At 55.9% G+C, this 25,896-nt stretch carries 20 protein-coding genes and 4 tRNA genes; 4 read left to right on the top strand and 20 right to left on the bottom strand.

The features are described 5' to 3' along the window. Positions 1 to 55: 55 nt before the first annotated feature. From CDH48_RS06440 to CDH48_RS06370, 16 genes are all read right to left on the bottom strand, one after another. Entirely contained in the window at positions 56 to 1,009 is a 954-nt protein-coding gene (locus CDH48_RS06440) for a carbohydrate kinase family protein (RefSeq protein WP_100687902.1), read from the bottom strand. Positions 1,010 to 1,040: 31 nt separating this feature from the next. Continuing rightward, complete coding sequence (locus CDH48_RS06435; protein WP_227520969.1) at positions 1,041 to 2,090, bottom strand: LacI family DNA-binding transcriptional regulator; 1,050 nt, start codon at positions 2,088 to 2,090, stop codon at positions 1,041 to 1,043. Between the two features lie 31 nt (positions 2,091 to 2,121). Further along, a complete protein-coding gene (locus CDH48_RS06430) occupies positions 2,122 to 3,255 on the bottom strand; it encodes an ABC transporter ATP-binding protein (RefSeq protein ID WP_100687901.1) in 1,134 nt (377 codons plus the stop codon). Positions 3,256 to 3,324: 69 nt separating this feature from the next. Continuing rightward, positions 3,325 to 4,941, bottom strand: coding sequence for an alpha-amylase family glycosyl hydrolase (locus CDH48_RS06425; RefSeq protein WP_100687900.1), 1,617 nt, complete (start codon positions 4,939 to 4,941; stop codon positions 3,325 to 3,327). Between the two features lie 15 nt (positions 4,942 to 4,956). Beyond that, on the bottom strand, positions 4,957 to 5,799 hold the full coding sequence (locus tag CDH48_RS06420; protein WP_100687899.1) for a carbohydrate ABC transporter permease: 843 nt from the start codon (positions 5,797 to 5,799) through the stop codon (positions 4,957 to 4,959). Further along, positions 5,796 to 6,788 (bottom strand): carbohydrate ABC transporter permease, encoded by a 993-nt coding sequence (locus CDH48_RS06415; RefSeq protein ID WP_100687898.1) that lies wholly within the window; start codon positions 6,786 to 6,788, stop codon positions 5,796 to 5,798. The genes CDH48_RS06420 and CDH48_RS06415 overlap by 4 nt, the downstream gene beginning before the upstream one ends. Positions 6,789 to 6,794: 6 nt before the next feature. Further along, on the bottom strand, positions 6,795 to 8,066 hold the full coding sequence (locus tag CDH48_RS06410) for an ABC transporter substrate-binding protein (RefSeq protein WP_198515477.1): 1,272 nt from the start codon (positions 8,064 to 8,066) through the stop codon (positions 6,795 to 6,797). A 31-nt stretch (positions 8,067 to 8,097) separates the two neighbouring features. Then, positions 8,098 to 9,507 (bottom strand): carbohydrate porin, encoded by a 1,410-nt coding sequence (locus CDH48_RS06405; protein WP_227520968.1) that lies wholly within the window; start codon positions 9,505 to 9,507, stop codon positions 8,098 to 8,100. A gap of 64 nt (positions 9,508 to 9,571) precedes the next feature. After that, on the bottom strand, positions 9,572 to 9,646 hold the full coding sequence (locus CDH48_RS19700; protein WP_379923187.1) for a DUF6053 domain-containing protein: 75 nt from the start codon (positions 9,644 to 9,646) through the stop codon (positions 9,572 to 9,574). 362 nt (positions 9,647 to 10,008) lie between these two features. Next, complete coding sequence (gene clpX, locus CDH48_RS06400) at positions 10,009 to 11,292, bottom strand: ATP-dependent Clp protease ATP-binding subunit ClpX (protein WP_100687896.1); 1,284 nt, start codon at positions 11,290 to 11,292, stop codon at positions 10,009 to 10,011. An 84-nt stretch (positions 11,293 to 11,376) separates the two neighbouring features. Next, entirely contained in the window at positions 11,377 to 12,012 is a 636-nt protein-coding gene (gene clpP / locus CDH48_RS06395; RefSeq protein ID WP_100687895.1) for an ATP-dependent Clp endopeptidase proteolytic subunit ClpP, read from the bottom strand. 185 nt (positions 12,013 to 12,197) lie between these two features. Next, positions 12,198 to 13,502, bottom strand: a complete 1,305-nt coding sequence (gene tig, locus CDH48_RS06390; protein ID WP_100687894.1) for a trigger factor — start codon at positions 13,500 to 13,502, stop codon at positions 12,198 to 12,200. Between the two features lie 182 nt (positions 13,503 to 13,684). Further along, positions 13,685 to 13,769, bottom strand: a tRNA-Leu gene (locus CDH48_RS06385). A 72-nt stretch (positions 13,770 to 13,841) separates the two neighbouring features. Continuing rightward, positions 13,842 to 13,917: transfer RNA gene (locus CDH48_RS06380), tRNA-His, on the bottom strand. A gap of 106 nt (positions 13,918 to 14,023) precedes the next feature. Further along, positions 14,024 to 14,100, bottom strand: a tRNA-Arg gene (locus CDH48_RS06375). A 33-nt stretch (positions 14,101 to 14,133) separates the two neighbouring features. Further along, positions 14,134 to 14,210 (bottom strand) — tRNA-Pro (locus tag CDH48_RS06370). A 227-nt stretch (positions 14,211 to 14,437) separates the two neighbouring features. Here CDH48_RS06370 and folD point away from each other — a divergent pair. Beyond that, positions 14,438 to 15,298, top strand: a complete 861-nt coding sequence (folD, locus tag CDH48_RS06365) for a bifunctional methylenetetrahydrofolate dehydrogenase/methenyltetrahydrofolate cyclohydrolase FolD (protein WP_100687893.1) — start codon at positions 14,438 to 14,440, stop codon at positions 15,296 to 15,298. 79 nt (positions 15,299 to 15,377) lie between these two features. Here folD and CDH48_RS06360 read toward each other — a convergent pair whose 3' ends face one another. The 3 genes from CDH48_RS06360 to CDH48_RS06350 form a co-directional block, all read right to left on the bottom strand. After that, positions 15,378 to 17,558 carry a malate synthase G gene (locus CDH48_RS06360; RefSeq protein WP_100687892.1) on the bottom strand — a complete coding sequence of 727 codons (2,181 nt, stop codon included), beginning with the start codon at positions 17,556 to 17,558 and terminating at the stop codon, positions 15,378 to 15,380. Positions 17,559 to 17,693: 135 nt separating this feature from the next. After that, the gene (cysS, locus tag CDH48_RS06355; protein ID WP_100687891.1) at positions 17,694 to 19,082 is read right to left on the bottom strand and encodes a cysteine--tRNA ligase; all 1,389 of its coding nucleotides are present in this window, start codon (positions 19,080 to 19,082) and stop codon (positions 17,694 to 17,696) included. 18 nt (positions 19,083 to 19,100) lie between these two features. Continuing rightward, entirely contained in the window at positions 19,101 to 20,777 is a 1,677-nt protein-coding gene (locus CDH48_RS06350; protein WP_100687890.1) for a glutamine--tRNA ligase/YqeY domain fusion protein, read from the bottom strand. 137 nt (positions 20,778 to 20,914) lie between these two features. On the opposite strand from CDH48_RS06350, the gene CDH48_RS06345 reads away from it, so the two are divergent. From CDH48_RS06345 to CDH48_RS06335, 3 genes are all read left to right on the top strand, one after another. Beyond that, positions 20,915 to 21,424, top strand: coding sequence for a peptidylprolyl isomerase (locus CDH48_RS06345; protein ID WP_100687889.1), 510 nt, complete (start codon positions 20,915 to 20,917; stop codon positions 21,422 to 21,424). Next, positions 21,421 to 22,167 (top strand): UDP-2,3-diacylglucosamine diphosphatase, encoded by a 747-nt coding sequence (lpxH, locus tag CDH48_RS06340; protein WP_100687888.1) that lies wholly within the window; start codon positions 21,421 to 21,423, stop codon positions 22,165 to 22,167. Before CDH48_RS06345 ends, lpxH begins: the two co-directional genes overlap by 4 nt. Before the next feature lie 94 nt (positions 22,168 to 22,261). Further along, entirely contained in the window at positions 22,262 to 24,889 is a 2,628-nt protein-coding gene (locus CDH48_RS06335; protein WP_227520967.1) for a mechanosensitive ion channel domain-containing protein, read from the top strand. Here the strand turns inward: CDH48_RS06335 and CDH48_RS06330 are convergent. Beyond that, positions 24,881 to 25,834, bottom strand: a complete 954-nt coding sequence (locus tag CDH48_RS06330; RefSeq protein ID WP_100687886.1) for a hypothetical protein — start codon at positions 25,832 to 25,834, stop codon at positions 24,881 to 24,883. The two genes, CDH48_RS06335 and CDH48_RS06330, sit on opposite strands and share 9 nt — an antisense overlap. Positions 25,835 to 25,896 lie beyond the last annotated feature (62 nt).

The raw sequence follows: 25,896 nt of genomic DNA, 5'->3' as shown, positions 1-25,896 counted from the left end.
TTACCAAACAACACAGCACCGGACCCTAATGATACAAACCAGTATCGAAACAGGTTTATATCGCTTGAAGATCAACCTGCAAGGGCAAGGCATCAAAAGCCCCGTACCGTGTCGCAGCAACAGCACCGCACCGGCTGGCGAACGCCAACGCAGCATCCAGATTCCCGGCTTGACGAAGCCATGGGCCAAGCTGACTCTTACCCACTCCGTGAGTTGCCAGCCGGTAAAGAAAACCTGCAACAAAGGCGTCGCCAGCTGCGGTGGTGTCCACGGCCGTTACAGCGGGAGGTCGCAGTTGATGCAGGCCTTCACCGGACCAGGCACACAATACGTTCGGTCCGTCAGAAACCAGCACCAGCAGGACACCCTGTTGACGTAACTCGCGAATCACCCTGTCGCCCTGATCGCCATACAGCGCCACCAGTTCTTCCCGGCTGAATTTTACCACATCCGCCTCAGCGGCCATGCTTCTGATCCATTCCGGCGCCTGATCCGGATCTGGCCACAGCAGTTCACGAAAATTGACATCAAAGCTGATCAGGCAACCGGCATCCCGGGCCCGCCTGACCAATGCCAGGGTTACTTGCAGGATGGCGGGTTCTGTCAGGGTATTGGAACAGAAATGAAAAATCGGTTTTCCGGCAAAGGCGGCGTCTGGCATTTGCTCTGACCGGTACTGCAGGTCCGCAGTGCCAGTGCGGTAGAAGGTAAAACTGCGCTCGCCAGAATCATCCAGGGCGACTATGGACAGTGCAGTCCTGGCGCTGGGCGACTGTATCAGAAGCGAGGTGTCTACACCATGTGCGGACAGCGACGCCACGATATTGTCGCCAAAAACATCTGCACCAACCTGGCCGGCAAAACGGGATCGACCGCCAAGCTTTGCGACCCCGACTGCCACATTCGCCGGTGCGCCACCGGGCTGCGGAATAAACCGGGATTGCCCGGCCACCCGCTCCCCACGCATGTCGATCAGGGCTTCACCAAAACAGAGTACCTCGAGTGTCATGATTGAAGATTTTTCTCCGGAATGGGATGGATCAGGGACAGCTCTCACGCACGAGCAGGCAGGTAGGCAGCACAACGTTTGTGTCTTCCTGTTCACCGAGAAATATCCGGGCTGCGATACGGCCTTTCTCGGCACTCTGCTGGTACACAGTCGTGAGTGACGGATGAAGGTTGGCTCCCTCCGGAATTCCGTCAAAACCGACGATCCGAACGTCCCCGGGCACTCGCAGCCCCATCTGCAGTGCAGCCTGGATAGCGGCCAGGGCAATCCGGTCACTCATACACAGCAACAGATCAGGCCGGGGGCTGCTGGTCAGTGCTTCCCGTGCCGCCTGGTAGGCGTCCGGATGGGTATTAGTGGGGATCGACCAGATGCGTTCAGCGGGAACCTGGTAGCCGGCAGCTTCCAGGGCATCGGTATAGCCATGAAGCCGGCGAACGGAAATGGCTCTCGTCTCGCTGAAAAGCTCCCGATCGCGTATCCGGCAGACACGGTCCGTGTCCACCAGGCGCAGGCCCAGAATGGCGACATTTTCCGGAGGCTGCCGGAGCGCATGTTCGGCGCTACGGCGGGCACCCTCATAGTTGTCGATGTTGACCCAGGTGCAGCCTTCCAGAGCAAAATCCACCGCTACCATGGGTTTGCCATGCTGCAGCAGCCGTTCGTAGGTTCTGCCTTTTTTCAGCCAGCCGTAGATAATAAATCCGTCCACCATGGATTCCTGAAGCCTGCTCCGGTGCTCGTCATCATCCTGGCTTGAAAGCAACAGCATATTCATATGACGTCGATCGAGAACCTCCGCAAGGCCATGCAGGAACTCGCTGGCCACCGGGTCCGTCAAGCTGTAGGCGAGGTTGTCCGCCAGCATCACTCCGACGTTGCCGGTCCGGCCTGTACGCAGGCTACGCGCTGCTGCATTGGGGCCCATGTATCCAAGGCGTTTGCACTCTTCCAGAATCCAGCGGCGACGGGCTTCAGACAGCTGATCCGGCCGATTGAAGGCATTGGAGATGGTGGCGGTGGAAACATTCAGCCGCTCAGCCATCAGCTTCACTGTAAGTCGTTTTGGCTTCTCGGTCACACTTGCCTCTCCCGCTCCTGGTTATCGGATTTCATTGGGTTGCTGCCAGCCGCTCAGCGGTCTCCGTTTCCGCCCGGAAAGGGCCAAGGGCCCGGCCACTGTTTCCGAACACATGCACCAGTTCAGGATCGGTAGTCAGCGCCACGCGCTGCCCGGTCTGAACCTCGCAGGGCACCGGCTGGCGCACAACCATGAGCTCGTCCATGCCGGGCAGTTCCACATAGACATAGGCCTCGTTACCCAGGTACTCAACGTTGACCACTTCCAGCCCGTGATCAGGCCCTGACAACGTCAGGCTGAAGTGTTCCGGGCGAACGCCGACGGTCACTGTATCGCAATCCTTCAGGCCCGATGTATCCCGGTTAACCGTCACCTCCCCCAGTCCGCGAATAGTAATTGCGGTTGTCGGTGCACCGGTTTCACCCGCGACCCGGCCAGGCATCAGGTTCATTTTGGGAGAACCGATAAATCCGGCCACAAACAGGCTGGCCGGCGTTTCGTAGAGCTCATAGGGGGTACCGACCTGTTCAATATTGCCGCCGTTGAGCACCACAATCTTGTCGGCCAGAGTCATGGCTTCAACCTGATCGTGGGTTACGTAGATCATGGTGGACTGGAGCCGGTCATGGAGCTTGGCGATTTCAGTGCGCATTTGCACCCGCAGGCTGGCGTCCAGGTTGGACAGCGGCTCATCAAACAGCATGATCTTGGGTTCCCGGGCCATGGCCCGGCCAATCGCCACCCGCTGGCGCTGGCCACCAGACAGCTCGCGGGGTTTTCGATCCAGCAACTTTTCCAACTGCAGCACTTCGGCGGTTTTTTCCACCCATTCGCGGATCTTGTTCTTTTTGGCCTTGCCCAGCTTGAGACCGAAGGCGATGTTCTCATACACCGACATGTGCGGATACAGGGCATAGGACTGGAATACCATGCCCACGCCACGCTCCTTCGGTGACTGGTCCGTGACCACTTCGCCGTCGATCTCGATATCCCCGCTGGTGGGGTCCTCCAGCCCGGCAATCAGCCGGAGCATGGTTGACTTGCCGCAACCCGACGGGCCGACAAAGACGACGAATTCGCCGTCTTCGATGCGCAGGTTCACGCAGGGCAAAATCTCGGTCTGTCCAAAGGTCTTGTTTATATTTTTCAGTTCCACGCATGCCATGGTGGAGACTCCTCTGTTGATCGCCCGGCCAGGACCGGGCGCTCCTCATTTTTTCCGCTGCGCACTGCTTTACAACTCTGCAAACAATGCCTGATAAGGCGGCAGGACAAGGTCGCCGCCATCGATATATCCGGCAAACCCGTGTCCGGTTGCAATCCGGCCGATGTCACAGGGCACCGGGGTGCGCAGCTCCCGGCCGGTGACATTGAGTGCAACCAGCATGGACTGATTCTCCGCCTTGCGAACCCAGCAAAGGGCATCGCCGGTGCCCTCGATCAACTCCAGTTCCCCCTGCACCAGGGCCGGCTGATTCTGGCGCCAGCGGATCAGCCGGCGAACACCGTTCAAGGTGGAGTCCGGATTGTCCTCCTGGCTCTGCACCGACAGCTCAAGATGGTGGCGGTCGACGGGCAGCCATGGCGTACCCGCGGTGAATCCGCCTCCGTCTTCCGATGTCCAGGGCATGGGGGTGCGGCAACCGTCCCGGCCCTTGAACTCCGGCCAGAACTGGATGCCGTAGGGGTCCTGCAGGGCCTCGAAGGGCACCCAGGCTTCCGGAAGTCCGAGCTCCTCACCCTGGTAGATGCAAGCACTGCCCCGAAGTGACAGCAGCAAAGCCATAAGCACCCGGGCATACGCTGGCAGATCCTCGACACCCTCACCCCAGCGCGACACCACCCGGGCAACGTCGTGGTTGCTCAGTGCCCAGCAAGCCCAGCCATCGCCAAGACCCTTCTGGAACCTGCGCACCACATCGCGAACCCACTCCGGGCCATGCTGGTCGGAGAGCAAGTCAAAGGAATAGGCCATATGCAGGCGGTTGCTGCCCCGGGTGTACTCGGCCATCCGCTCCAACGGCCGGTCGTCTCCGATTTCGCCCACCAGGGTGGTTTCCGGAAACTCGTCCATCAGCTCGCGAAGATCCTCCAGGAAAGCCAGGTTCTCCGGCTGGCTCAGATCATATACATGGCGTTGGTAGGTGTAAGGATTCATACCTTTGGCCACAAAGGTCTTGTTCTCACCGGCCGGAACAGCCGGATTATTCTCCAGCCCCTGGCTGTGGTAGTAAAAGTTCACTGTGTCCAGGCGAAAACCATCCGCGCCCAGCTCCAGCCAGAATCGCATATTATCGAGCTGGGCCTGTCGCACGTCCGCATTGTGGAAGTTCAGGTCCGGCTGGCTGGCCAGGAAATTGTGAAGGTAATACTGGCCCCGGCGGCTGTCCCAGGCCCACGCGCTTCCACCAAAAATTGAGAGCCAGTTGTTGGGCGGGGTACCATCCGGCTTCGGATCGACCCAGACAAACCAGTCGGCCTTGGGATTATCCCGGCTGGAACGGCTTTCCTCGAACCAGGGGTGACTCTCGGCTGTGTGGCTGAGCACCTGATCAATGATCACCTTCAAGCCCAGGCGATGAGCTTCTGCGACCAGTGCACGGTAGTCGTTCATGACCCCGAAAATCGGGTCGACACCGCGGTAGTCAGAAATGTCGTAGCCAAAGTCTTTCATGGGTGACTTAAAGAACGGAGACAGCCAGATAGCGTCCACGCCCAGGGACGCGACATAGGGCAGTTTACGGGTAACGCCCTGCAGATCGCCGATACCATCCCCGTTGCTGTCGAGAAAACTGCGGGGATAGATCTGGTAGATAATGCCACCTTTCCACCAGGGCTGAGACTGGATCATACAATAACTCCTCAATTAACCTTTCACCGCACCCGCCGTGAGGCCGGATACGATACGACGTTGAAAAATCAGCACCAGCAACACCAACGGCACCGTGACAATGACAGACGCCGCCATCAGGTTGCCCCAGGGCAATTCGTACTGGGAGCCGCCGGTCAGCAGGGCAATGGCGACAGGAACCGTGCGCTGGTCATCGGTGAGCGTGAAGGTGAGTGCAAACAGGAACTCATTCCAGGCGGCAATAAATGCCAGCAGGCCTGTCGTTGCCATCGCTGGCCACATCAGTGGGATAAACACCTTGAACAGAGTGGTCATGGGTGAGGCACCGTCAACAATGGCTGCCTCTTCAAGCTCCTTCGGCAACTGCCGCATGAAGGTGGTCAGAATCCAGACCGTGAACGGCAACGTGAAGATGGTGTAGGAGAAGATCAGCGCCAACGGGCTGTTGTAAAGATCCAGGGCCCGGATCACCTCGAACAACCCGGACAGCACCGCCACCTGGGGAAACATCGAGACTCCGAGCACAATCATCAGCACCGCACTCCGGCCCCGGAACTGCACCCGACCGAGAGCATAGGCGGCCGTAAGGCCAAACACCATGGCAATGATTACCGTGGCGAAAGAGACCAGCACCGAGTTCCAGATGCTGCCCACGAAGGAGCCGTCGCCAATCACGGAGAGGTAATTGGAGAAATCGATCGAGCTCACCCACCAGGTCACATCGAACAGATCGGAACCACTCTTGAATGAGGTCACGATCGCGTAATAGAACGGGAACACCGTAAACAGCAGGATCCCCACCAACAGAACAGCGAAACCGGTTTTCGCCACGATTTTCCTCAACAGTTTGCGGTTCATGCCTCACCCCCAATCTGCTTGCGGCCGAGATAGAGATAGCTGATGGTCAACAGGGCAATGATCAGGAACAGAACCGTGGAGGCCGCCGATCCGTACCCGACATCCTGGAATTCCACCAGTTGCTGTCGCGCATAGACCGACATCGACATGGTGTCCTCACTGTTGGATGTCAGCACGTAGATCACATCGAAGACGCGCAGCGCATCGAGCACACGGAAAATGATGGCAACCATCAACGCCGGCAGGATCAGCGGCAGGGTTACCTTGAAGAACACCCGCACCGGATGAATACCGTCAACCTTCGCAGCTTCGTAGCAGTCCGAGGGCAGCATCTGCAGCGCGGCAAGCGTGAGCAGGGCCATAAAGGGCGTGGTTTTCCAGACATCGACCATAATTACTGCCCACATGGACAGATCCGCGTTGGCTGTCCAGTTCAGTGGCTCTGCAATCAGGCCAAGACCCAGCAACATTTCGTTGATGATTCCGAACTGGTCGTGGAGCATCCAGCCCCACATCTTGGCGGACACGATGGTTGGCACCGCCCAGGGAATCAGCGTGGCTGCCCGGACCCAGCCCCGGCCAGTGAACTGAGCGTTCAGGGTCAGCGCTATGATCAGTCCGAGGACGGTCTCAATGCCAACCGACACCACCGTGAAGAACAGCGTATTCCAGACCGCGCTCCACCAGGTCGGGTCCGCCAACACGCCATACCAGGCGCCGTTGTCGTAAACCAGGTAGTTTTCGAATCCCACCAGTCCGTATTCGCTGATATTGGAGAAACTGGCATCAGTGAAGCTGAACCAGATGGTTCGCATCAGTGGCCAGCCCGCCACGGCGGCCAGCACGAGCAGCATGGGGATCAGGAACAGCCATGCCGCCCGCAGGCGCTGGCGGCGCACCCGGCTGGCTTGCCGTTTGACGGGAAAGGCCCGGGCCGGCGATTTGCCGCCCGCGACCGTGTCTACAGGTGCCGGCGCGGTATAAGCCATGACCGGTTACCAGCCCCGACGACCGACACGCTGAAGCTGACGCTCCAGGCCACTCAACGCCTGTTCCGGCTCCGCCTCACCGGAAAGCACCTGATGGGTAGCATTGAAGAACGCGTTGCTGACCCGACCATAACTTTCACCGGTCACTGAAGAAGGCCTGGGCACTCCGTTCTTGAAGGTTTCGAACAGTTCGCCAAAGAAGGGCACTGCCGTGAGAACCTCTTCATCTTTATACAGGCCCGGAATCGTGGGGTTATAGCTGCCCTGGATTGCCCGGCGTTTCTGTTCCTCGTAACTGGTCAGGAAGAGGACAAGATCTGCTGCTTCCTCCGTATTCTCAGAATAACGGGAGACCGCCAACTGCCACCCCCCCAACGTGCCGGTATGAGAGCCATCTTCCCCACCCTTGGGCAGGGCAACTACGCCCACCTTATCCTTGACGGAACTATCTTCACTCTGTGCCAGGCTCCAGGCGTAAGGCCAGTTGCGCATGAACAGTGCATTCCCGGACTGGAACACACCACGAGCCTCTTCCTCGGTATAATTCAGTACGCTCCGCGGTGAGATATCATCGATCCAGCTGGCGGCCAACGCCAACGCCTCCCGGGCGTGCGGATTATTGATGGTAACTTTTCCGTCAGCATCCACTATGGTTCCACCGTTGTAGGAACTCACCCACTCCAGGGCATTGCAGGTCAGCCCTTCGTATGCCCGGCCCTGCCAGACATACCCCCAGAAGCGGTCGTTACCGGCTTCACGCTCGCCGGCCATGACCACACGGGCCGAATTGGTCAAGTCCTGCCAGGTTTCCGGCACATCTTGATCGTACTTCTCCAGCAGATCCTTGCGGTAGTAAAGAACCCCGGCATCTGTAAACCAGGGCATGGCAACCAGTCGGCCATCCACCGTGTTGTTCTGCACCAGGGATTTGAAGTGGGCGTCTTCGGCCCCGCCCGTGTACTCCGAGAGGTCCACCAGGTGCTTGGCCAGCATGCCGGGCCAGACTACGTCGATCTGGAAAATATCCACATCACCGGATTGGGCTGCCAGCAGCTGCTGATACAGCGACAGGCGTTCAGTAGCGGAATTGGGCGTGGAAACCACTTTTACGTCATGACCGGTCTGTTCAGCCCAGGCCTGGGTACCCTCTTCACACAACTGCTTTTCTGCACCAACAGCGCCACAAGAAATGGTTAGTGTCTTGGCTTGCACGCCGGCGGCAAAAGCAACAACCGCGACAGCACCAAGCATCCATTGACTTACATTCAATCTGGACATATTGCTCACCTCGATTTTGTAATTGTTCGCTTCAGAACCAGATTTCCATCTGGGTACCAAAAGTCCACTGGCCGCTCTCGAAATCACTGTCAGCACCGAGTGCGTCACCAACAGCGTAACTGTCCAGCGCGTCATCCCAGGTAGAATAGCTGGCGAACACGCGGATTTCGGGGCGATTCCAGAAACCGCCAACCTGAGGTTTAAAGGTAGGTGCTATGGTGAACTTGCTGTAATCACCATCAACATCTTCGCGACCGTTGTAGCCCATCGTCGTAATGTCCATGGTCTGCCAGGAAACCTCATACTGCATCTCGAAGTTTGCGGCAATTTCGTGGGCAAGGCGGGTATTGAAAGTCAGCCACTGATACTCGTCACCGGCGAGGTATCGATCCTTGCTGGTTTCCGCCAGGATCGCCGGAGCGAGACGCCAGTTGTCGCTCAGATAGGTGGTGCCGTAAACCCCAAAACGGGTGCTGACCGCGTCCTCGTGGAGATCACCATCGGAACCGATGTTCTTGGTCTCCGCGCCCAGGCCCTGACCGTGCATCACCGCCACTTTGTAGTTACCGTCGGACACGCCAAAAAAGCTGCCGCCATGGTAAGCCAGCATGGTGTGGATACCAGTTTCAGCCGCTTCGGTAACACCCTCCACGACACGTTGGTCATTGTCCCGGGCTTTCATGCCACTTATCATCCACTGAAAATTACCGGCATAGTTGTTGGCGGTCAGGATAATATTGTCAGTACTGTAACTGCCTTCCGGAACAAAATCGGTGTCTGCCGCGAACTCAATAAAGCTGCGCCCATACAGAGAGAAGCTGGACTTGACATTATCTGACCAGGCAATGTCGTAGATCCCGGCACCCAGCCCTGCCAGAAAAATGAAATCACTGTCCAACCAGTGGATATCGAAGTTATCCCGGTCAAAACGTTTACCTGCCCAAATTGACGCATCCTTGAAGATCCCACTGAAACTCGCCAGGTCGCTGAACTCAACGTAGGCCTGCCGAACGTTCAAGGCGCCATCCTCGGAGGTCCAGTCATTGGAGGATGAGGTGGAGTCTGCAATCATTACCCGGTAATGGGATTTGGTGCCATTCTCCGCCACCTGCTTGTAGTTGAGGATAGCTTCGAGGTATGTATCGGGCTCATTACCCAGGCGCCCAACCGCCCCGCCAACGGAACCTGCCGGCGTCAGATAAGGGCCACCGGATGCGCTTTGCAAATCATCGTCAAGCAGTAGCCCGGAACGGGCGTATGCGTTGAAGGAAAAGCCCTCCTCGCCGGTAGCTTGCGGTTGAATTTCGGCCAGTTTGGCCTCCAGGGCGGACAGGCGCTCTTCCGTGCTTTGTTGCGCCTGCACGGCGAGCGGAGCAGTGGCCAAAGCCAGAGTGGCAGCCATGGCCACAGGGTTGCGATTTCGTGCTTTGAAGTAAATCACTTGTCAGAACCTCATCTTGTTTTTGTAAGGTTTAATTTTTCCGATCAGTGCTTACTTAATGCATTTAGATACTAAGCCAGTCTCTCGCATCCATCGAAGCCGTGGTCGGAGGCCCTTCTGCTCCAATGCTGCGATCAATACATTAAGCCGTAACCCTTGCTTAACAACCAAGCTGGAATCAATAGTCCGGATCGAACTTAATCGATTAAGCACCCAACCAATACTAGAAACGATATATGACTTATGCAACCGCCGGTAAAACTTAATTCTGTCTTAATTTTCAAATGACGGGGGGACGAAGCGGGGAGAGATAACTGCCGGACAATATCCGGCTTCAGATTTGGTAAAGATCCAGGTCAGATCCCGTTCGAAGTCGGGAATTTGCGTCCGGTCCTACCACTGACAATCCATGAATCCATTCAAGCAAAAACCTGGCAAACTCGCCGGTTTGCCAGGTTTTAAGACCGGCCAGCACCTTCCTGGTGTGCCGTGAAAACCCGGTCAGTCATCCGGTACGGCTTTGGCGTGATCCTTGTTGGCGTATATCTTGAACGGCTCCGAGTCGCCCTTGATCACACTTTCATCGATCACGACCTTGGAAATATCATGCTCCGAAGGGATCTGGTACATGGTATCCAGCAAGGTGGCTTCCATGATGGAACGGAGACCGCGGGCACCGGTTTTCCGTTCCAGCGCTTTAGCTGCAACAGCACGCAAGGCATCATCCCGGAAGTCCAGTTCCACACCCTCCATGTCAAACAGCTTCTGATACTGTTTGGTCAGGGAGTTCTTCGGCTCGGTAAGAATCTGCACCAGTGCATCTTCATCCAGCTCGTTCAGCGTGGCGACCACCGGCAGGCGCCCTACGAATTCAGGGATCAGCCCATACTTGACCAGATCTTCTGTCTCAACGTGCTTGATCACGTCACCGGTATTCTTGCTGTCGTCCCGACTGGTAACTGCCGCCGAGAACCCGATACTGCTCTTTTCAGTGCGATCACGGATGACTTTATCCAGGCCGGCAAAGGCACCACCACATATAAACAGCATATTGCTGGTATCCACCTGCAAAAACTCCTGCTGCGGATGCTTGCGACCACCCTGGGGCGGAACCGATGCTACCGTGCCCTCGATCAGCTTCAGCAGCGCCTGCTGAACCCCCTCACCGGATACATCACGGGTGATGGAAGGGTTATCAGACTTGCGTGAAATCTTGTCGATTTCATCGATATAAACAATGCCCCGCTGGGCCTTGTCCACATCATAATCACACTTCTGAAGCAGCTTCTGGATGATGTTCTCGACGTCCTCACCCACGTAGCCCGCCTCGGTCAGGGTTGTCGCGTCGGCAATGGTAAATGGAACGTTGAGCATACGTGCCAGGGTTTCGGCCAGCAGCGTTTTACCGCTACCCGTTGGGCCAATCAGCAGTATGTTACTTTTGCCCAGCTCAACATCGCCCTTGCCTTCCCCATAACGCAAACGCTTGTAATGGTTATAAACCGCCACGGCAAGCACAACCTTTGCGCGGTCCTGACCGATTACGTATTCGTCCAGCGTATCGCGGATTTCAGCCGGCGTGGGAAGACGATCACTCGGCTCCTCCTGTGCATTCTCCTGAATCTCTTCACGGATAATATCGTTGCACAGGTCGACACACTCGTCGCAGATGAACACCGAAGGCCCTGCAATGAGCTTACGGACTTCATGCTGGCTCTTTCCACAAAACGAGCAGTACAGCAACTTGCCGTTATCGTCGCCTCTGCCGTTTCTATCATCTGCCATTGAAATACCTCTGATCTCGTTTTACCGGCGCTTCCAAAAATAATTACGCAGCGCCAGTCAAATGTGGTGCTACTACTGCCAGTATTATTTATTCGGTACGCGCTTATCAAGTATGGAGTCAATCAACCCGTACTCTTTCGCCTGGGACGGATCCATGAAGTAGTCACGATCCGTGTCCCTCGAGATGGTTTCCAGATCCTGGCCGGTGTGGTGGGCCAGTATGGAGTTCAGGGTGTGCCGGATTTTAAGAATTTCCCGTGTGTGGATCTCGATATCCGTTGCCTGCCCCTGATAACCACCCAGAGGCTGGTGAATCATCACCCGGGAGTGAGGCAAGCAGGCACGCTTGCCTGCTGCACCGCCTGCCAGCAGGAAGGCGCCCATACTGGCGGCCTGCCCCACGCACAGCGTTGCAACGTCCGGCTTGATAAACTGCATGGTGTCATAAATGGACATACCCGCCGTTACCGAACCTCCAGGGCTGTTGATGTACAGGTGGATATCCTTGTCCGGATTCTCGGATTCCAGGAACAGAAGCTGCGCTACGATCAGGTTCGCCATGTGATCTTCCACCTGCCCGACCATGAAGATCACCCGCTCCTTGAGCAGGCGGGAATAAATATCGAACGAACGCTCGCCGCGGGCAGTCTGCTCTATAACCATCGGCACCAGGCCGGAACTGGTAACCATTGCGGGACCATCAATCGGTTTCTGCATCATGATGCGCCTGAACTCCTTATGGACAGTTGGAACGTGGCTTCACACCACAGCGTCTTCAGCATTTCTACACCTTGTACTTTGCCAGCAGCGAGTCAAGATGAAAACAGCCGGACATGCCGGCTGTTAGGTCTTTTCGGCCAGCCGGGCCAGAATAAATCCAACCCCGACACCAGTGCCCTACTATATCAGCGCTGCGGCTGTCCTGCCTGGATGGCTTCTTCGTACTTGACCTTTTTCTCTGTGACCTGGGCCTGAGAGAGGACATGGTCAACAACCTGATCTTCCAGTACAGACGATTCGATCTGGCTCTTTTGTTCCGGGTTACCGTTGAAGTGGGCAATAACCTCCTCAGGTTGTTCATACGTTGACGCGATTTCCTGGATCTTTTCGTCAACCTTGGCCGGATCCACTTTCAAATCGTTTGCCTTTACAACTTCCTGGAACAACAGGCCGGTCTTGACACGACGCTCAGCCTGCTCCTGGAAGATCTCCTTCGGCAACTGCTGGAAATCTACCTGGCCGCCAAAGCGTTGCACTGCATCCTGGCGCAAACGGTCAATTTCCTGATCTGCCAGAGCCGTCGGAATATCGACTTCCGTTGTTTCCAGAAGACCGTCTACCACATCGTTCTTCAGCTTGTTGGAGATCGCCTGCTTGAGTTCGCGCTCCATGTTCTTCCTGACTTCTTCGCGGAAGCTGGCTTCATCTTCTGCATCGATACCGAATTTACTGAAAAACTCAGCATTCAGTTCAGGCAGTTGAGGCTCTTCAACCTCGTGGATCTTGATTTCAAACTTGGCCGGCTTACCTTTGAGGTCCTCGTTGTGATAATCCTCAGGGAAGGTCACTTCAATCTCAAGCTCTTCACCGGCTTTGCCACCAACAAGAGCTTTTTCGAAACCCGGGATCATCTGGTCCGAGCCCAGGGTCAGCTTGTGGCCTTCAGCGGCTCCGCCCTCGAACTCTTCACCATCGATAAAGCCCTTGAAATCAATGGTCAGCACGTCCTTGTTCCTGGACTTACGCTTGACAGACTTCATGGTGGCCTGCTGACGACGCAGGTTATCGATCATGGTGTCGATATCCTTTTCGGTGATCTCCGAGGTCAGCTTTTCAATGGAAATCCTGCTCAGGTCACCCAACTCAATTTCCGGCAGAACTTCAAAAATAGCCACGAACTCAAGATCTTCGCCGGCCTTCATGGTCTTCGGCTCAAGTCTGGGCCAACCCGCCGGATTGATATCCTGCTCCTGCAGTGCCTTGATGTAGTTGTCGCGCATGATTTCGCCCACAATTTCCTGGCGAACGCTATCACCGAAACGACGCTTGACCACGCTCATGGGCACCTTGCCAGGGCGGAAACCGTTCAGGCGAACGGTGCGCGCAGTTTCCTGCAGGCGTTTCTGAACCGCCTGTTCAATTTCCTGGGCGGGCACACCAATCGTCATGCGACGCTCGATGTTGGAGGTCGTTTCTACAGACACTTGCATGGAAGATCCTCAAATTTCGGGTTCGGTATGTGAATGAAATTAAATCAAAAAGTCCGTTCCTGAGCGATTTCCCCGGAAGGACCCAAAATTAAAAGACGATAGTTTATCACGGTTTGCCCTGACGAGAGAATCACCTGCCAAAAACTAAAAAAGCCCTTAGAGGGCCTCTAAGAGCTTTAATCTGGTACTCCGGGAGGGACTTGAACCCCCACGCCTTGCGGCAATAGGACCTAAACCTATCGTGTCTACCAATTCCACCACCGGAGCTGAAATCTATTCAGAACAGAGCGTTAACCGCCTGGCGTCAGCCATAGATCGCAGCAAACACTTTCAGGAAATTGGGGTGGACGAAGGGGATCGAACCCTCGACCGCAGGAGTCACAATCCTGAGCTCTACCAACTGAGCTACGTCCACCACATCGCGACATACCTTTCGGTACATTCTATCTATCGACAAAACAGCTGTCGATCTGACACTTTGCTGACTGCAGTTTCGGTTTTGACCAAGCCGGCGGCTTAAGTGGCGCGCCCGGCAGGACTCGAACCTGCGACCCTCGGCTTAGAAGGCCGATGCTCTATCCAGCTGAGCTACGGGCGCTTGACCGTTGGCCTAGCTGAATATCCAGATAAATGGTCGGGGTAGAGAGATTCGAACTCCCGACATCCTGCTCCCAAAGCAGGCGCGCTACCAGACTGCGCTATACCCCGTTTCAACTGAACAGATCGTGCTTCAGCAAAGTTGGCGCGCATATTACCGCCGCCAAATAGCTCCGTCAACAAGGAAAATCAAATTCTCCCATAAATCAGGTGTTTCAGTGCCAGGCCACGGCCCCGCCGGACTGTATTCCGGAAGCTCCGCCAATTGGAGTTGAGCGGTAAGCGTGAGACAATGCGTGCTCTTTTTTAACTACCCATGCCAACCGACAAGACAAAACATGAGCGCCAAACTGATTAATGGAAAAGACATTGCCGCCGCGGTCAAAGAACAGGTCGCTTCCGGTGTAAAAGCCCGTGCCCGCAAGGGTCTGCGCGCGCCTGGCCTGGCTGTGGTCCTGGTGGGGAACGATCCCGCATCGGAAGTCTATGTAGGTAACAAGCGTAAAGCCTGTGACGCTGCAGGCATAATTTCACTTTCCTATGACTTGCCGGCAGATACTTCACAGCAAGCCCTGGAAGCACTGATTGATGAACTGAACGATAACCCTGCGGTAGACGGAATACTGGTACAACTGCCGTTACCCGGCCACCTGGACGCAGACCCCATTCTGCTGAAAATCCGCCCTGACAAGGACGTGGATGGTTTCCACCCCTACAACATAGGGCGCCTCGTGCAACGCAAGCCTGCCCTGCGGCCATGCACGCCTGCAGGTGTGATAACACTGCTGGACAGCATCAACACCCCTTATAAGGGCCAGCATGCGGTAATAGTAGGCGCATCCAACATTGTCGGTCGCCCCATGACCATGGAACTGCTGCTTAAAGGTGCCACCACTACGGTGTGCCATCGCTTTACTCCGGATCTGGAAAAATTTGTCCGGGATGCAGATATTCTGATTGCAGCCGTAGGCAAACCGGGCCTGATTAAGGGGGACTGGGTAAAGCCCGGCGCAACCGTGATTGATGTCGGCATCAATCGCATGGAGAACGGGAAGTTACAGGGTGATGTGGATTTTGAGGCCGCGTCAGCCCGCGCGGCATACATTACTCCGGTTCCCGGCGGTGTTGGCCCCATGACCATTGCTACCCTTCTGCAAAACACTCTTTATGCCGCAAACGAGCTGCATAAAGAGGAGTAACCGCAGCAGCGCTTTTGATGGGGAATACCCACAAGCACCAAAAAACCCGCCGAAGCGGGTTTTTTTGGCTCAGTCGATCTTACTGACCGAACTTTTCTTTTGCCTTCAGGCGATAAGCGTGCAGCAGTGGCTCTGTGTAGCCATTGGGCTGCTCCCGCCCTTTCAGAACCAGATCCATGGCCGCCTGGAACGCAACGCTGTCTGCGAAGTCTGGCGCCATAGGCCGGTAGCCAGGGTCATTGGCGTTCTGTTTATCCACAACCTGCGCCATACGCTTCATGGTTTCTTCAACCTGCGCCTCGGTGCAGATGCCGTGGTACAGCCAGTTTGCCAGGTGCTGGGAAGAGATACGCAGGGTGGCACGGTCTTCCATCAGGCCGATATCGTTGATATCGGGCACCTTGGAGCAGCCCACACCGCTATCGATCCAGCGTACAACGTAACCCAGAATACCCTGGGCGTTGTTGTCCAGTTCCTGCTGGATGTCAGACTCGCTCAATCTGGAAGGATCTTCCATCACCGGCACGGTGAGAATGTCGTCCAGGCTGGCACGGGTGCGGCTTTCCAGTTCTTTCTGGACATCCGCTACAGATACCTGGTGGTAGTGAATCGCATGCAGAGTTGCAGCCGTAGGAGAAGGTACCCAGGCCGTGTTGGCTCCGGATTTCGGGTGGCCAATTTTCTGTTCAAGCATCGCTGCCATCAGGTCCGGCATGGCCCACATGCCTTTACCAATCTGGGCAACACCGCGGAAACCGGTTTCCAGCCCGATATCGACGTTCCACTGCTCGTAGGCGCCAATCCACACCGACTGTTTCATTTCACCCTTGCGAATGAACGGACCCAGCTCCATGGAGGTATGCATCTCATCACCGGTGCGATCCAGGAAGCCGGTATTGATGAACACCGCCCGCTCTTTGGCTGCATGGATGCAGGCCTTGAGATTCACCGTGGTACGGCGCTCTTCGTCCATGATACCCACTTTGAGGGTGAATCGTGGCAGGCCCAGAGCATCTTCAACAAGCCCGAAGAATTCGTTGGTGAATGCGACTTCCTCCGGGCCGTGCATTTTCGGCTTAACAATGTACACAGAACCGGTTGCGCTGTTCTGGAACTTGCCGTTACCTTTCAGATCGTGAATGGCGATCAGCGAGGTCAGAAAGCCATCCATCAGGCCTTCCGGCACTTCGCTTCCGTCTTTCAGCAAAATGGCCGGGTTGGTCATCAGGTGCCCGACGTTGCGCACAAACATCAGGCTGCGGCCTTTCAGTTTGAGCTCACTGCCATCGGCTGCAGTGTATACGCGGTCCGGGTTCATTTTACGGGTCAGGCGCTCGCCACCCTTGTCAAAGGTTTCTTCCAGATCGCCCTTCATCAGGCCCAGCCAGTTGCTGTAGGCCAGCGTTTTATCGTCGGCATCTACAGCCGCTACTGAGTCCTCACAATCCATGATGGTGGTCAGAGCGGACTCCATCAGCACGTCTTTCACGTGGGCGCCATCATCCTTGCCAATCGGATGGCTGGCATCAATCTGGATCTCGAAGTGCATGCCGTTCTTCACCAGCAGAATGCCGCTGGGGGCATCGGCTGCACCGGTGTAACCTACGAATCCGGCTTCATCTTTGAGGCCGGTTACATCACCGCTTTGCAGTTTGACAACCAGTTTGCCGTCAGCAACCTGATACAGAACTGCATCTTTATGGCTGCCGGTCGCCAGGGGCGCTGAGTTATCAAGCAGATTGCGGGCAAATTCAATAACCCTGGCGCCACGCACCGGGTTGTAACCGCGACCTTTCTCAGCGCCGTCCTCTTCGGAAATGGCGTCGGTGCCGTACAGCGCATCATACAGGCTGCCCCAACGCGCGTTTGCGGCGTTCAGGGCGAAGCGGGCATTCATGATCGGCACAACCAACTGGGGACCGGCCATGGTAGCAACTTCCGGATCAACATTTGCGGTAGAGATCCGGAAATTACCAGGCTCTTCTACCAGATAGCCGATTTCTTTCAGGAAGGACTTGTAGGCGGCCATGTCCAGCTTCTGGCCCTTGTGATCCCGGTTCCAGCTATCCATTTTTTCCTGGATGGCATCACGTTTGGCCAGCAATTCACGATTGCGCGGCGCCAGATCGTTCACGATCCTGTCAAACTCCGCCCAGAATTTATCCGCATCCAGTCCCGTGCCCGGAATTGCTTCGTTGTTCACGAAGTCATACAAATTCTTTGCGACCTGAATGCCGCCGAGTTGTACGCGCTCTGTCATCGTTAATAGCCTCAGTGGTTTAGCAAGTCCCAGCCACTTTTCTGCAGCTGGGCCCGATAAATTTGAACGCCGCATTGTACGGGAAATTCCCTACAAGGTCATTTCCCTTAACACAACACGACTTTGGTCAAGGTGTCAGTTGCGACGCCAGCGTGTTCCCTCGCGGGAGTCATCCAGGATAATGCCCTGCTCTGCCAACTCCTCACGAATGCGGTCGGCACCGGCAAAGTCTTTGGCTTTGCGGGCCTCCGCGCGGGCCTGAATTTTTGCTTCGATGTCTTCAGCGCTCAGCTCACCGCCGCTCTCCGCCTGGAAAAAGGCATCCGGGTCCTGCTGCAGCAGGCCAAGAACATCGCCAAGCCGGATCATCACCGCTGCCGCACTCTGCGCTTCCCCGGTTCGACCCTCGCGGCGATGCTGGTTGATGTCATTGGCAAGGGCGTGCAGCACTGAAATCGCCCCGGGGCAATTAAAGTCATCGTTCATCAACTCCACGAAGCGCCGATCATAGTCTGTTTCAGGCACACTGTCCGGCTCCAGCGGCACAATACCCCGGAGCGCATGGTAAAGCCTGGCCAGGGACCGCCCCGCCTCTGCAAGGTTATCCTCAGAATAGTCCACCTGACTGCGATAATGACTGGACACCAGGAAGAAACGCACCACTTCCGGCGGGTAGGTTTCCAGGATTTCCCGAATGGTGAAAAAATTGCCCAGGGATTTGGACATTTTTTCCTTGTTCACCCGGATTGCACCCGCATGCATCCAGGTGTTCACAAAGGTGTGTCCTGTGGCGCATTCGGACTGGGCAATTTCGTTTTCATGGTGGGGGAACAGCAGGTCCGGCCCGCCGCCATGAATGTCAAACGTATCGCCCAGGCATTGGGTAGACATGGCGGAGCACTCAATATGCCAACCAGGGCGGCCATCGCCCCAGGGCGAGGGCCAGCTCACCTCCCCTTCACCGGCAGCTTTCCACAGGGCAAAATCCGCCGGGCTACGCTTGGCTTCCTGCACGTCTATGCGCGCACCGGCAAGCAGATCTTCAAGTTTTTTCTTGCTGAGCTTTCCGTAGTCTTCAAACGATTCCACGGAAAAGTACACATCACCGTTATCAGCAACATAGGCATGACCGGACTCAATCAGCGTGTTGATCATGGCAATGATCTCGGCAATATAGTCGGTAGCACGGGGCTCCGCGCTGGGTGGCAGCACACCGAGCCGGGCCTCATCCTCATGCATCGCAGCGATCATGCGTTCAGTCAGTTCGGTAAACGGCTCACCATTTTCCTCGGCACGACGGAGGATTTTGTCATCGATATCGGTGATATTGCGCACATAGGTCACATCGTAGCCACGACTTCGCAAATAACGTGTTATTACATCAAAAGCCACCAATACCCGGGCATGACCAAGATGGCAGTAGTCATAAACCGTCATTCCGCACACGTACATGCGAACCTTTCCCGGCTCGATGGGCGTAAAGATTTCTTTCTGCTGGGTGAGCGTGTTGTATATTCTGATCACAGCTGGTCTCCCGAATGCTTACCCTTGTTTACCCCAGGAATCCCGTAAGGTAACAGTGCGATTGAACACCGGCTTGCCGGCTTTGGCGGTAAGCTCCTGGTCACAGAAGAAGTAGCCCTCGCGCTCAAACTGGTATGGCAGGTCCGTGAGAGGCGTTGCCAGGTTCTGCTCTACCCGCGCACCCTTGAGCACCACCAGTGATTGCGGATTAACGTGATCGAGGAAGTCGCCTTCCTTGTCGCTGTCCGGGGATTCGTGGTTGAACAGACGGTCGTACAGATTGATATCGCAGTCCACGCTGTGGTTTGCAGATACCCAGTGGATAACGCCATTGGGTTTGTAACCCTCGGGGTTTACACCCAGGGTGGCCGGATCGTATTCACAGCGCAGTTCAACAATCTCGCCGTTGGCATCCCGCACAACTTCCTTGCAGGTCATCACATAGCCACCGCGTAAGCGAACCGCCTGCTGCGGCGCCAGACGCTTCCACTTGCGGGGCGCCTCTTCAACGAAATCTTCCCGGTCGATGTACAGGGTCTGGCTCCAGGTTACTTCACGCTGCCCCATATCCGGGTTCTGCGGGTGCACCGGCAGTACCAGGGTTTCTGTCCGGTCAGCCGGGTAGTTGGTGAGCGTTACCTTCAACGGCCGCATTACACACATGGCACGGGGTGCGCGGGCGTTCAGATCTTCCCGGATGGCGAACTCCAGCATGCCCACATCCACAGTTCCGCCGGCCTTGTTAACACCGATCATGTCGCAAAATGCACGCAGGGATTCCGGCGTATAGCCCCGGCGACGCATTCCGGAGATGGTTGGCATGCGGGGATCATCCCAGCCATCCACCAGATGCTCGTCCACCAGGCGCTTGAGCTTGCGCTTGCTGGTAATGGTGTAATTCAGGTTTAACCGGGCAAACTCGATCTGCCGCGGCTGACAGGGGGCGCTGATGTTTTCCAGCACCCAGTCGTACAACGGGCGGTGGTCTTCAAACTCCAGCGTGCACAGGGAGTGGGTGATTCCCTCCATGGCATCAGAAATGGGGTGGGTGAAATCGTACATCGGGTAGATGCACCATTTATTGCCCGTCTGGTGATGCTCTGCGTAACGGATACGGTAAAGAATGGGGTCGCGCATGTTGATATTGGGTGACGCCATATCAATTTTGGCGCGCAATACCAGTTCACCGTTCTGGAACTTGCCGTCGCGCATATCACGGAAAAGCTTCAGATTTTCCTCAACAGGGCGGTCCCGGTAAGGGCTGTTCCTGCCCGGCTCCGTCAAGGTGCCACGGTACTCCGCCATCTCGTCTGCCGACAGAGCACAAACGTACGCCTTGCCTTTCTCGATCAGCTCTTCGGCAAAGTAGTAAATATCGTCAAAATAATCAGAGGCATAGCGCACATCCCCGGCCCAGGTGTATCCCAGCCATTCAACATCCCGTTTGATGGCATCTATGTATTCCTGGTTTTCCTTCTCCGGGTTGGTATCGTCAAACCGCAGATTGCAAACGCCGGAAAATGTCTCAGCAATACCGAAATTGAGGCAGATGGATTTGGCATGGCCAACGTGCAGGTAACCATTGGGCTCGGGCGGGAAGCGGGTCACCACCTGACCGGTATGCTCACCTCTGGCGATGGCGTCTTCAATCAGGCTCTGGATAAAGTTATGGGCTTTCTTCGACTCGGCGCTCATACAATCTCTGTTAAAAGAAGTGGGTCGTAAACCGGCTATTATACTCATAAATCCGGGCCGGACTCATGCATCCCCGGAAACTCTTCAGTACAATAACTGACTTTAACCGATTCTCACCAAACGAACAGGAAACCCTGATGATTCTGCTGAAAACCAACCACGGCGACATCAAACTTGAACTGGATTACGAAAAAGCCCCGGAAACCGCAAAGAATTTTGAGCAGTACGTTCGCGACGGCTTCTATGACGGCCTGATTTTCCACAGGGTTATCAGCAATTTCATGATCCAGGGCGGCGGCTTTGAGCCCGGTATGACCGCGCGCAAAACCCGTGAACCCATCAGGAACGAGGCGGATAATGGCCTAAGCAACATGCAGGGCACGGTTGCCATGGCCCGCACTATGGACCCCCATTCCGCCACCGCCCAGTTCTTTATCAACGTAGAAAACAACGGCTTTCTGGATCACACCGCAAAAAATGCCGAAGGCTGGGGTTACTGTGTATTCGGCAAGGTAGTGGAAGGCATGGACACCGTGAATTCCATCCGCGCTGTTCGTACTACCATGGATTCAGGCCATCAGGACGTGCCTTACGAAGACGTGGTTATTGAAAAAGCCACCGTTGTAGAGGACGGAGGCGCAGCGTGACCACGCTGTTTATTTCTGATCTGCATCTGGAAGAGTCACGCCCTGATATTACCGGGGCGTTTCTGGGCTTTCTGAACAGGGAAGCGCCTGGCGCAGAACAGTTATACATTCTTGGCGATTTCTTCGAGGCCTGGATCGGTGATGATGAACGCACGCCTTTACAGGAACAGGTTGCGCAAGCCCTGCGCCGGCTCAGCGAAAACGGAACCCGTATCTTCCTTATGCACGGCAACCGTGATTTTCTGCTGGGGGAGGACTTCTGTGCCCGGGCCGGCGCGGCCCTGCTTGACGACCCCACAGTTATAGACCTTTACGGTATTCCTACCCTGCTCATGCATGGTGACAGCCTTTGCACCGCTGACGTGGAATACCAGAAGTTCCGCGCTAACATGCGCAACCCGCAAACACAGAAACTCATTCTTGCACGCCCGTTAAAAGATCGTCAGCAAATGGCCCGGCAGTTGCGGGAAATGAGCATGGCAACAAACCGGGGCAAAGCAGAGGACATCATGGACGTTACCCCGGCGGAAGTGGTACGAGTTATGGAATCACACAATGTCCGGCAGATGGTTCATGGCCACACCCACAGGCCCGCGGTACACAACCTGGAAACGCACGGCAAAACCGCCACGCGCATTGTTCTGGGCGACTGGGACGAAAACGTTTGGTGGCTGATTGCCAATCCGGGGCAAAAACCTGAGCTGCAAAAAGCGCCGCTATCCAGCTTCAGCCCGTTCCAATAAAGGCAGCAACAGCCTGCCCTCGCAAGGATGGCCTACCATGAAGCAACGCCCGACCAACCATTCAATATTAACAAGGTGCCTGGCCGGGTTTCTTATGTTGTGGTTTTCCACCCTGCCCGCCCTGGCGGAAGAAGCCCAGGCGCCGGAGGAATCTCGCCCTGCGGTACAGCCCGAGATTGAAAAAGGTACGGAGGCACCCCCGGAAACCAGGCTTCCGGAAGCGGTAAACGCAGATATTCAGGAGCAGGTCCAAACACTGCAGGAGTCGTTAGATCAACGCCGGGCAGCTGTACGTGCCAGCCGGGAGCGGCTGGAATACGCCGAATCCTTACTTGCACGCCTGCAGGATGAATATGAAAGCTTCGAGCTGAGGCTTGAGAAAGCCGGGCTCAACCTCACCGCAAATTACGCTGATCTGTTAAAACAGAGGCTTGACCGCTTAAAGCGGCAGAGTATTGCAAAAGACCTGATTGAAGACATCGAAAACAAACTGGCGGCAGCGAGAGAAGAGCAACTGCGCCTGGAGGAGTTTGAAGCCATTACAGAGCCGGATGACGATGCCGGCGGCCAACTGCGCCGGCGCCGATCGCAACTGCTCCGGGAGCTCCACAAGGCGGTTACGGAACATATTGACGCACTCAACGAATACTACAGCACGGTAACGGCGCTTCAGGAGCAGGTGCAGGACTACCAGAAGCTGTTGCAGCAAAGACTGTTCTGGCTACCCAGTGCCGCTGTAGTGAGTGCAGAAACCGCAGGCGGGCTGTACCAATCCGCCAAATGGTTTGTTTCCCAACTGCGCCCCGACGCCCTGGGTAACGCCATTACCCAATCGTGGCACGAGCGCGGCGCCCGCATAGCGTTAGTGGCCCTGCTTCTGCTGATACTTCTCGTCAAGCGCAGCGCAATCGCAACAAACCTGCATGCCAACAATCGTTATGTCGGCAATGTTGGTCGGGACCGCACGGCTTTTACCTTACAGGCACTGATCAACAGTTTCCTGCTGGCACTGCCGGGCGTTCTTGCGCTCTCTCTGGCTGCCCTGTTGCTAATGGAGGGCAACGAGTTTTTCGCAGCGTTATCTAAAGGCCTCACCGCCGCGGCTTTCGTAATGTTTTTGCTCGCGTTTATCCGCAATGTTGCGCGCAAGCATGGCCTTGGTGAAAGTCATTTCCACTGGAACCCCAACTCGCTGCTGGTTATCCGGCGGGAAATTCCCCTGTTGATGGCCTTTGTTGTGCCGGTCACCATCATCACCACGTCAACAAGCTCAACACCTGAAGGCGCCCAGTTCGATGACAGCCTCGGTCGCCTGCTTTTCACCCTCGTATCCATTGCACTGGCGGTGTTTGCGCAACGCATCATGAAAGCGGTCAGGGCCTACAAATCCCACGGCGGTCTTTTTCTTTTCCTTCATATCCTTGCTGTCACAACGCCTCTTGTACTGGCCGTTGCCTCGCTTCTTGGTTACCACCACACGGCCCTGCAGCTTGAGCGAAACCTGTTTATCTCTATCTGCTGGCTGGCCTTCACATCACTGCTTTACTACCTGGGATTAAGAGCACTGTCAGTGCGTGAACGGCGCCTTACCCTCGAGATCCTGAAAGAACAGCGTGCAGCCGAACGCAGGGCTGCCGAAAACAGAGAAGCCGAGGATGCCTCTGACGAGAATATTCTTCCCACGCTGGACATGCCGGAAATGGACCTGAAGGATATCAGCCGCCAAAGCACATCATTGCTGCGAATTGTAATATCGGCCCTCGCAATTACCGGCTTACTCGTTCTTTGGGCCGACATTGTTCCCGCGCTTCAGTTGTTTGACAACATCACACTGTGGACCATTGCCACCGACCTGAAGGGCGGCGACCCGCTGCCAATAACCCTCGCTGATGCCCTGCTGGCGGTTCTGGTTGCCGCCGGAACGGTGCTTGCGGCCCGGGATTTACCCGGCACTCTTGAAGTAACCATTCTGAGCCGCCTGAACCTGGAGCCCGGCACCGGCTATGCCATTAAAACCCTCACAACCTACATTCTGGTTATTGTGGGCGCAATAACCTGCCTTGCGGTTACGGGGGTCCAGTGGTCCAAGCTGCAATGGCTGATAGCAGCACTGGGCGTGGGCCTCGGGTTCGGGCTTCAGGAAATAGTCGCCAACTTTGTCTCTGGCATTATACTGCTGTTCGAACGCCCGATCCGGGTCGGCGACATGGTCACCATTGATGGCATTACCGGTACGGTTTCACGTATACGTATTCGCGCCACAACGCTGGTCGATTGGGACAGAAAGGAACAAATCATCCCCAACAAGACCTTTGTTACCCAGGACCTGACCAACTGGACCCTCTCGGATCCGATTACCCGCGTGATCATTCGGGTGGGTGTGGCTTATGGATCGGATGTGGACAGGGTTCAGGAGATACTGGCCGAGGTGGCCGGAAAGAACGAACGCGTGGTGAGCGACCCGGCGCCGGAGGTTTTCTGTGTCAGTTTCGGCGACAGCAGCATTGATTTCGAACTGTGGGTATACGTCAAAGATCTGCAGGACATGATGCCACTGTCCCACGAAATACACGCATCCATTACCCGCGCACTGACAGAAGCCGATATAGAGATTCCCTTCCCGCAGCGGGATATTCATGTACGAACCCTGCCGGAAGCCCCCCGGGCTTTCGGGCCCCGCCCGGGATCCGGGAACGGAAACCCCGGCACAGCCTCAGGATGACACGCCGGATACAGAGCCCATCTCTACAGGTTCCTTATAGGTCTCCAGGCGTTTAAGCCACCCTGCAAGCCAGCTCTCCCGCTCAACCGGCTTGTCTGCATTCCGGGCGCGACGGGTCAGCACTGCCGCAGCTGCTTCCCGGAATTGCGTCAGTATTTTTTCGTCAGGCTGCTCATGCGGCGTATCCGACGCCCTGGATTCAGTCGCATCCGTTAAAACCGGCATAGCCAACAGGACCTGAAGCAACCCCCAGCCATCGCCATTGTAACGCTCGTTCGGCGATAGCCCTTCGCCCTTGAAGTTTACATAATCCATAAGGGCATAAACGCCACCCGGGGTCTGGCTCAGTGTTCGCAATTTCTGCTGCACATCTTCACGGCGCGACTCAAGAGCAGCCTGTACTATTTTTGCCATGGATGCTTTGGCACGGCGGAATATAAACTCTGCCTGAACCCCCTGCGTACCCGCCAGAAATTCCCGTAACTCAGCCATTTCCGGCGAGTCCGCAGCCTTCAGGAACGTTTCCCGGTCCGGCCATGGAGCATCAAACGGTTCCAGCTCCCGCAACCATTCGGGAATATTAAGCTGACGCTGCTCCATATACTCAATCAGCGCGGGAAAGCTCTCCACAAATCGCCCGTCAACCCCCCGGGGATACCAGATAAAGTGGCCGATGCCGAGGGACGGGAATGCCTCTGCCTCATTCCAGTGAACAAGGCACTGAAACTGACCCGCACATTCATTCTGGAAGATTTTCTGGCCGACCCAGTCAAGCTGGGCTGGCTCCAGGGCAAGGGAGATATCGCCGGAGCTGTCCAAAGTCCGGGCAGTCGTGCTATCCGCGCCACTGTCTCCTGCCCCGGTGTTACCCAATCCGTTTCCGGAATCGCAGCCGGAAAGCACCAGGAGGCCTGCCAGAAACATCAACCCGAGCATTTTATACATCGTGCCATCCCCCATTCACACGGCCAAGCGTAGAGTTGGTCCGCAGTATGGAGGAATTGGTT

Origin of the sequence: Marinobacter aromaticivorans, from assembly GCF_002806975.1 — a bacterium.
Classification (GTDB): domain Bacteria; phylum Pseudomonadota; class Gammaproteobacteria; order Pseudomonadales; family Oleiphilaceae; genus Marinobacter; species Marinobacter aromaticivorans.
This window is presented reverse-complemented; position numbering and strand designations above follow the sequence as displayed.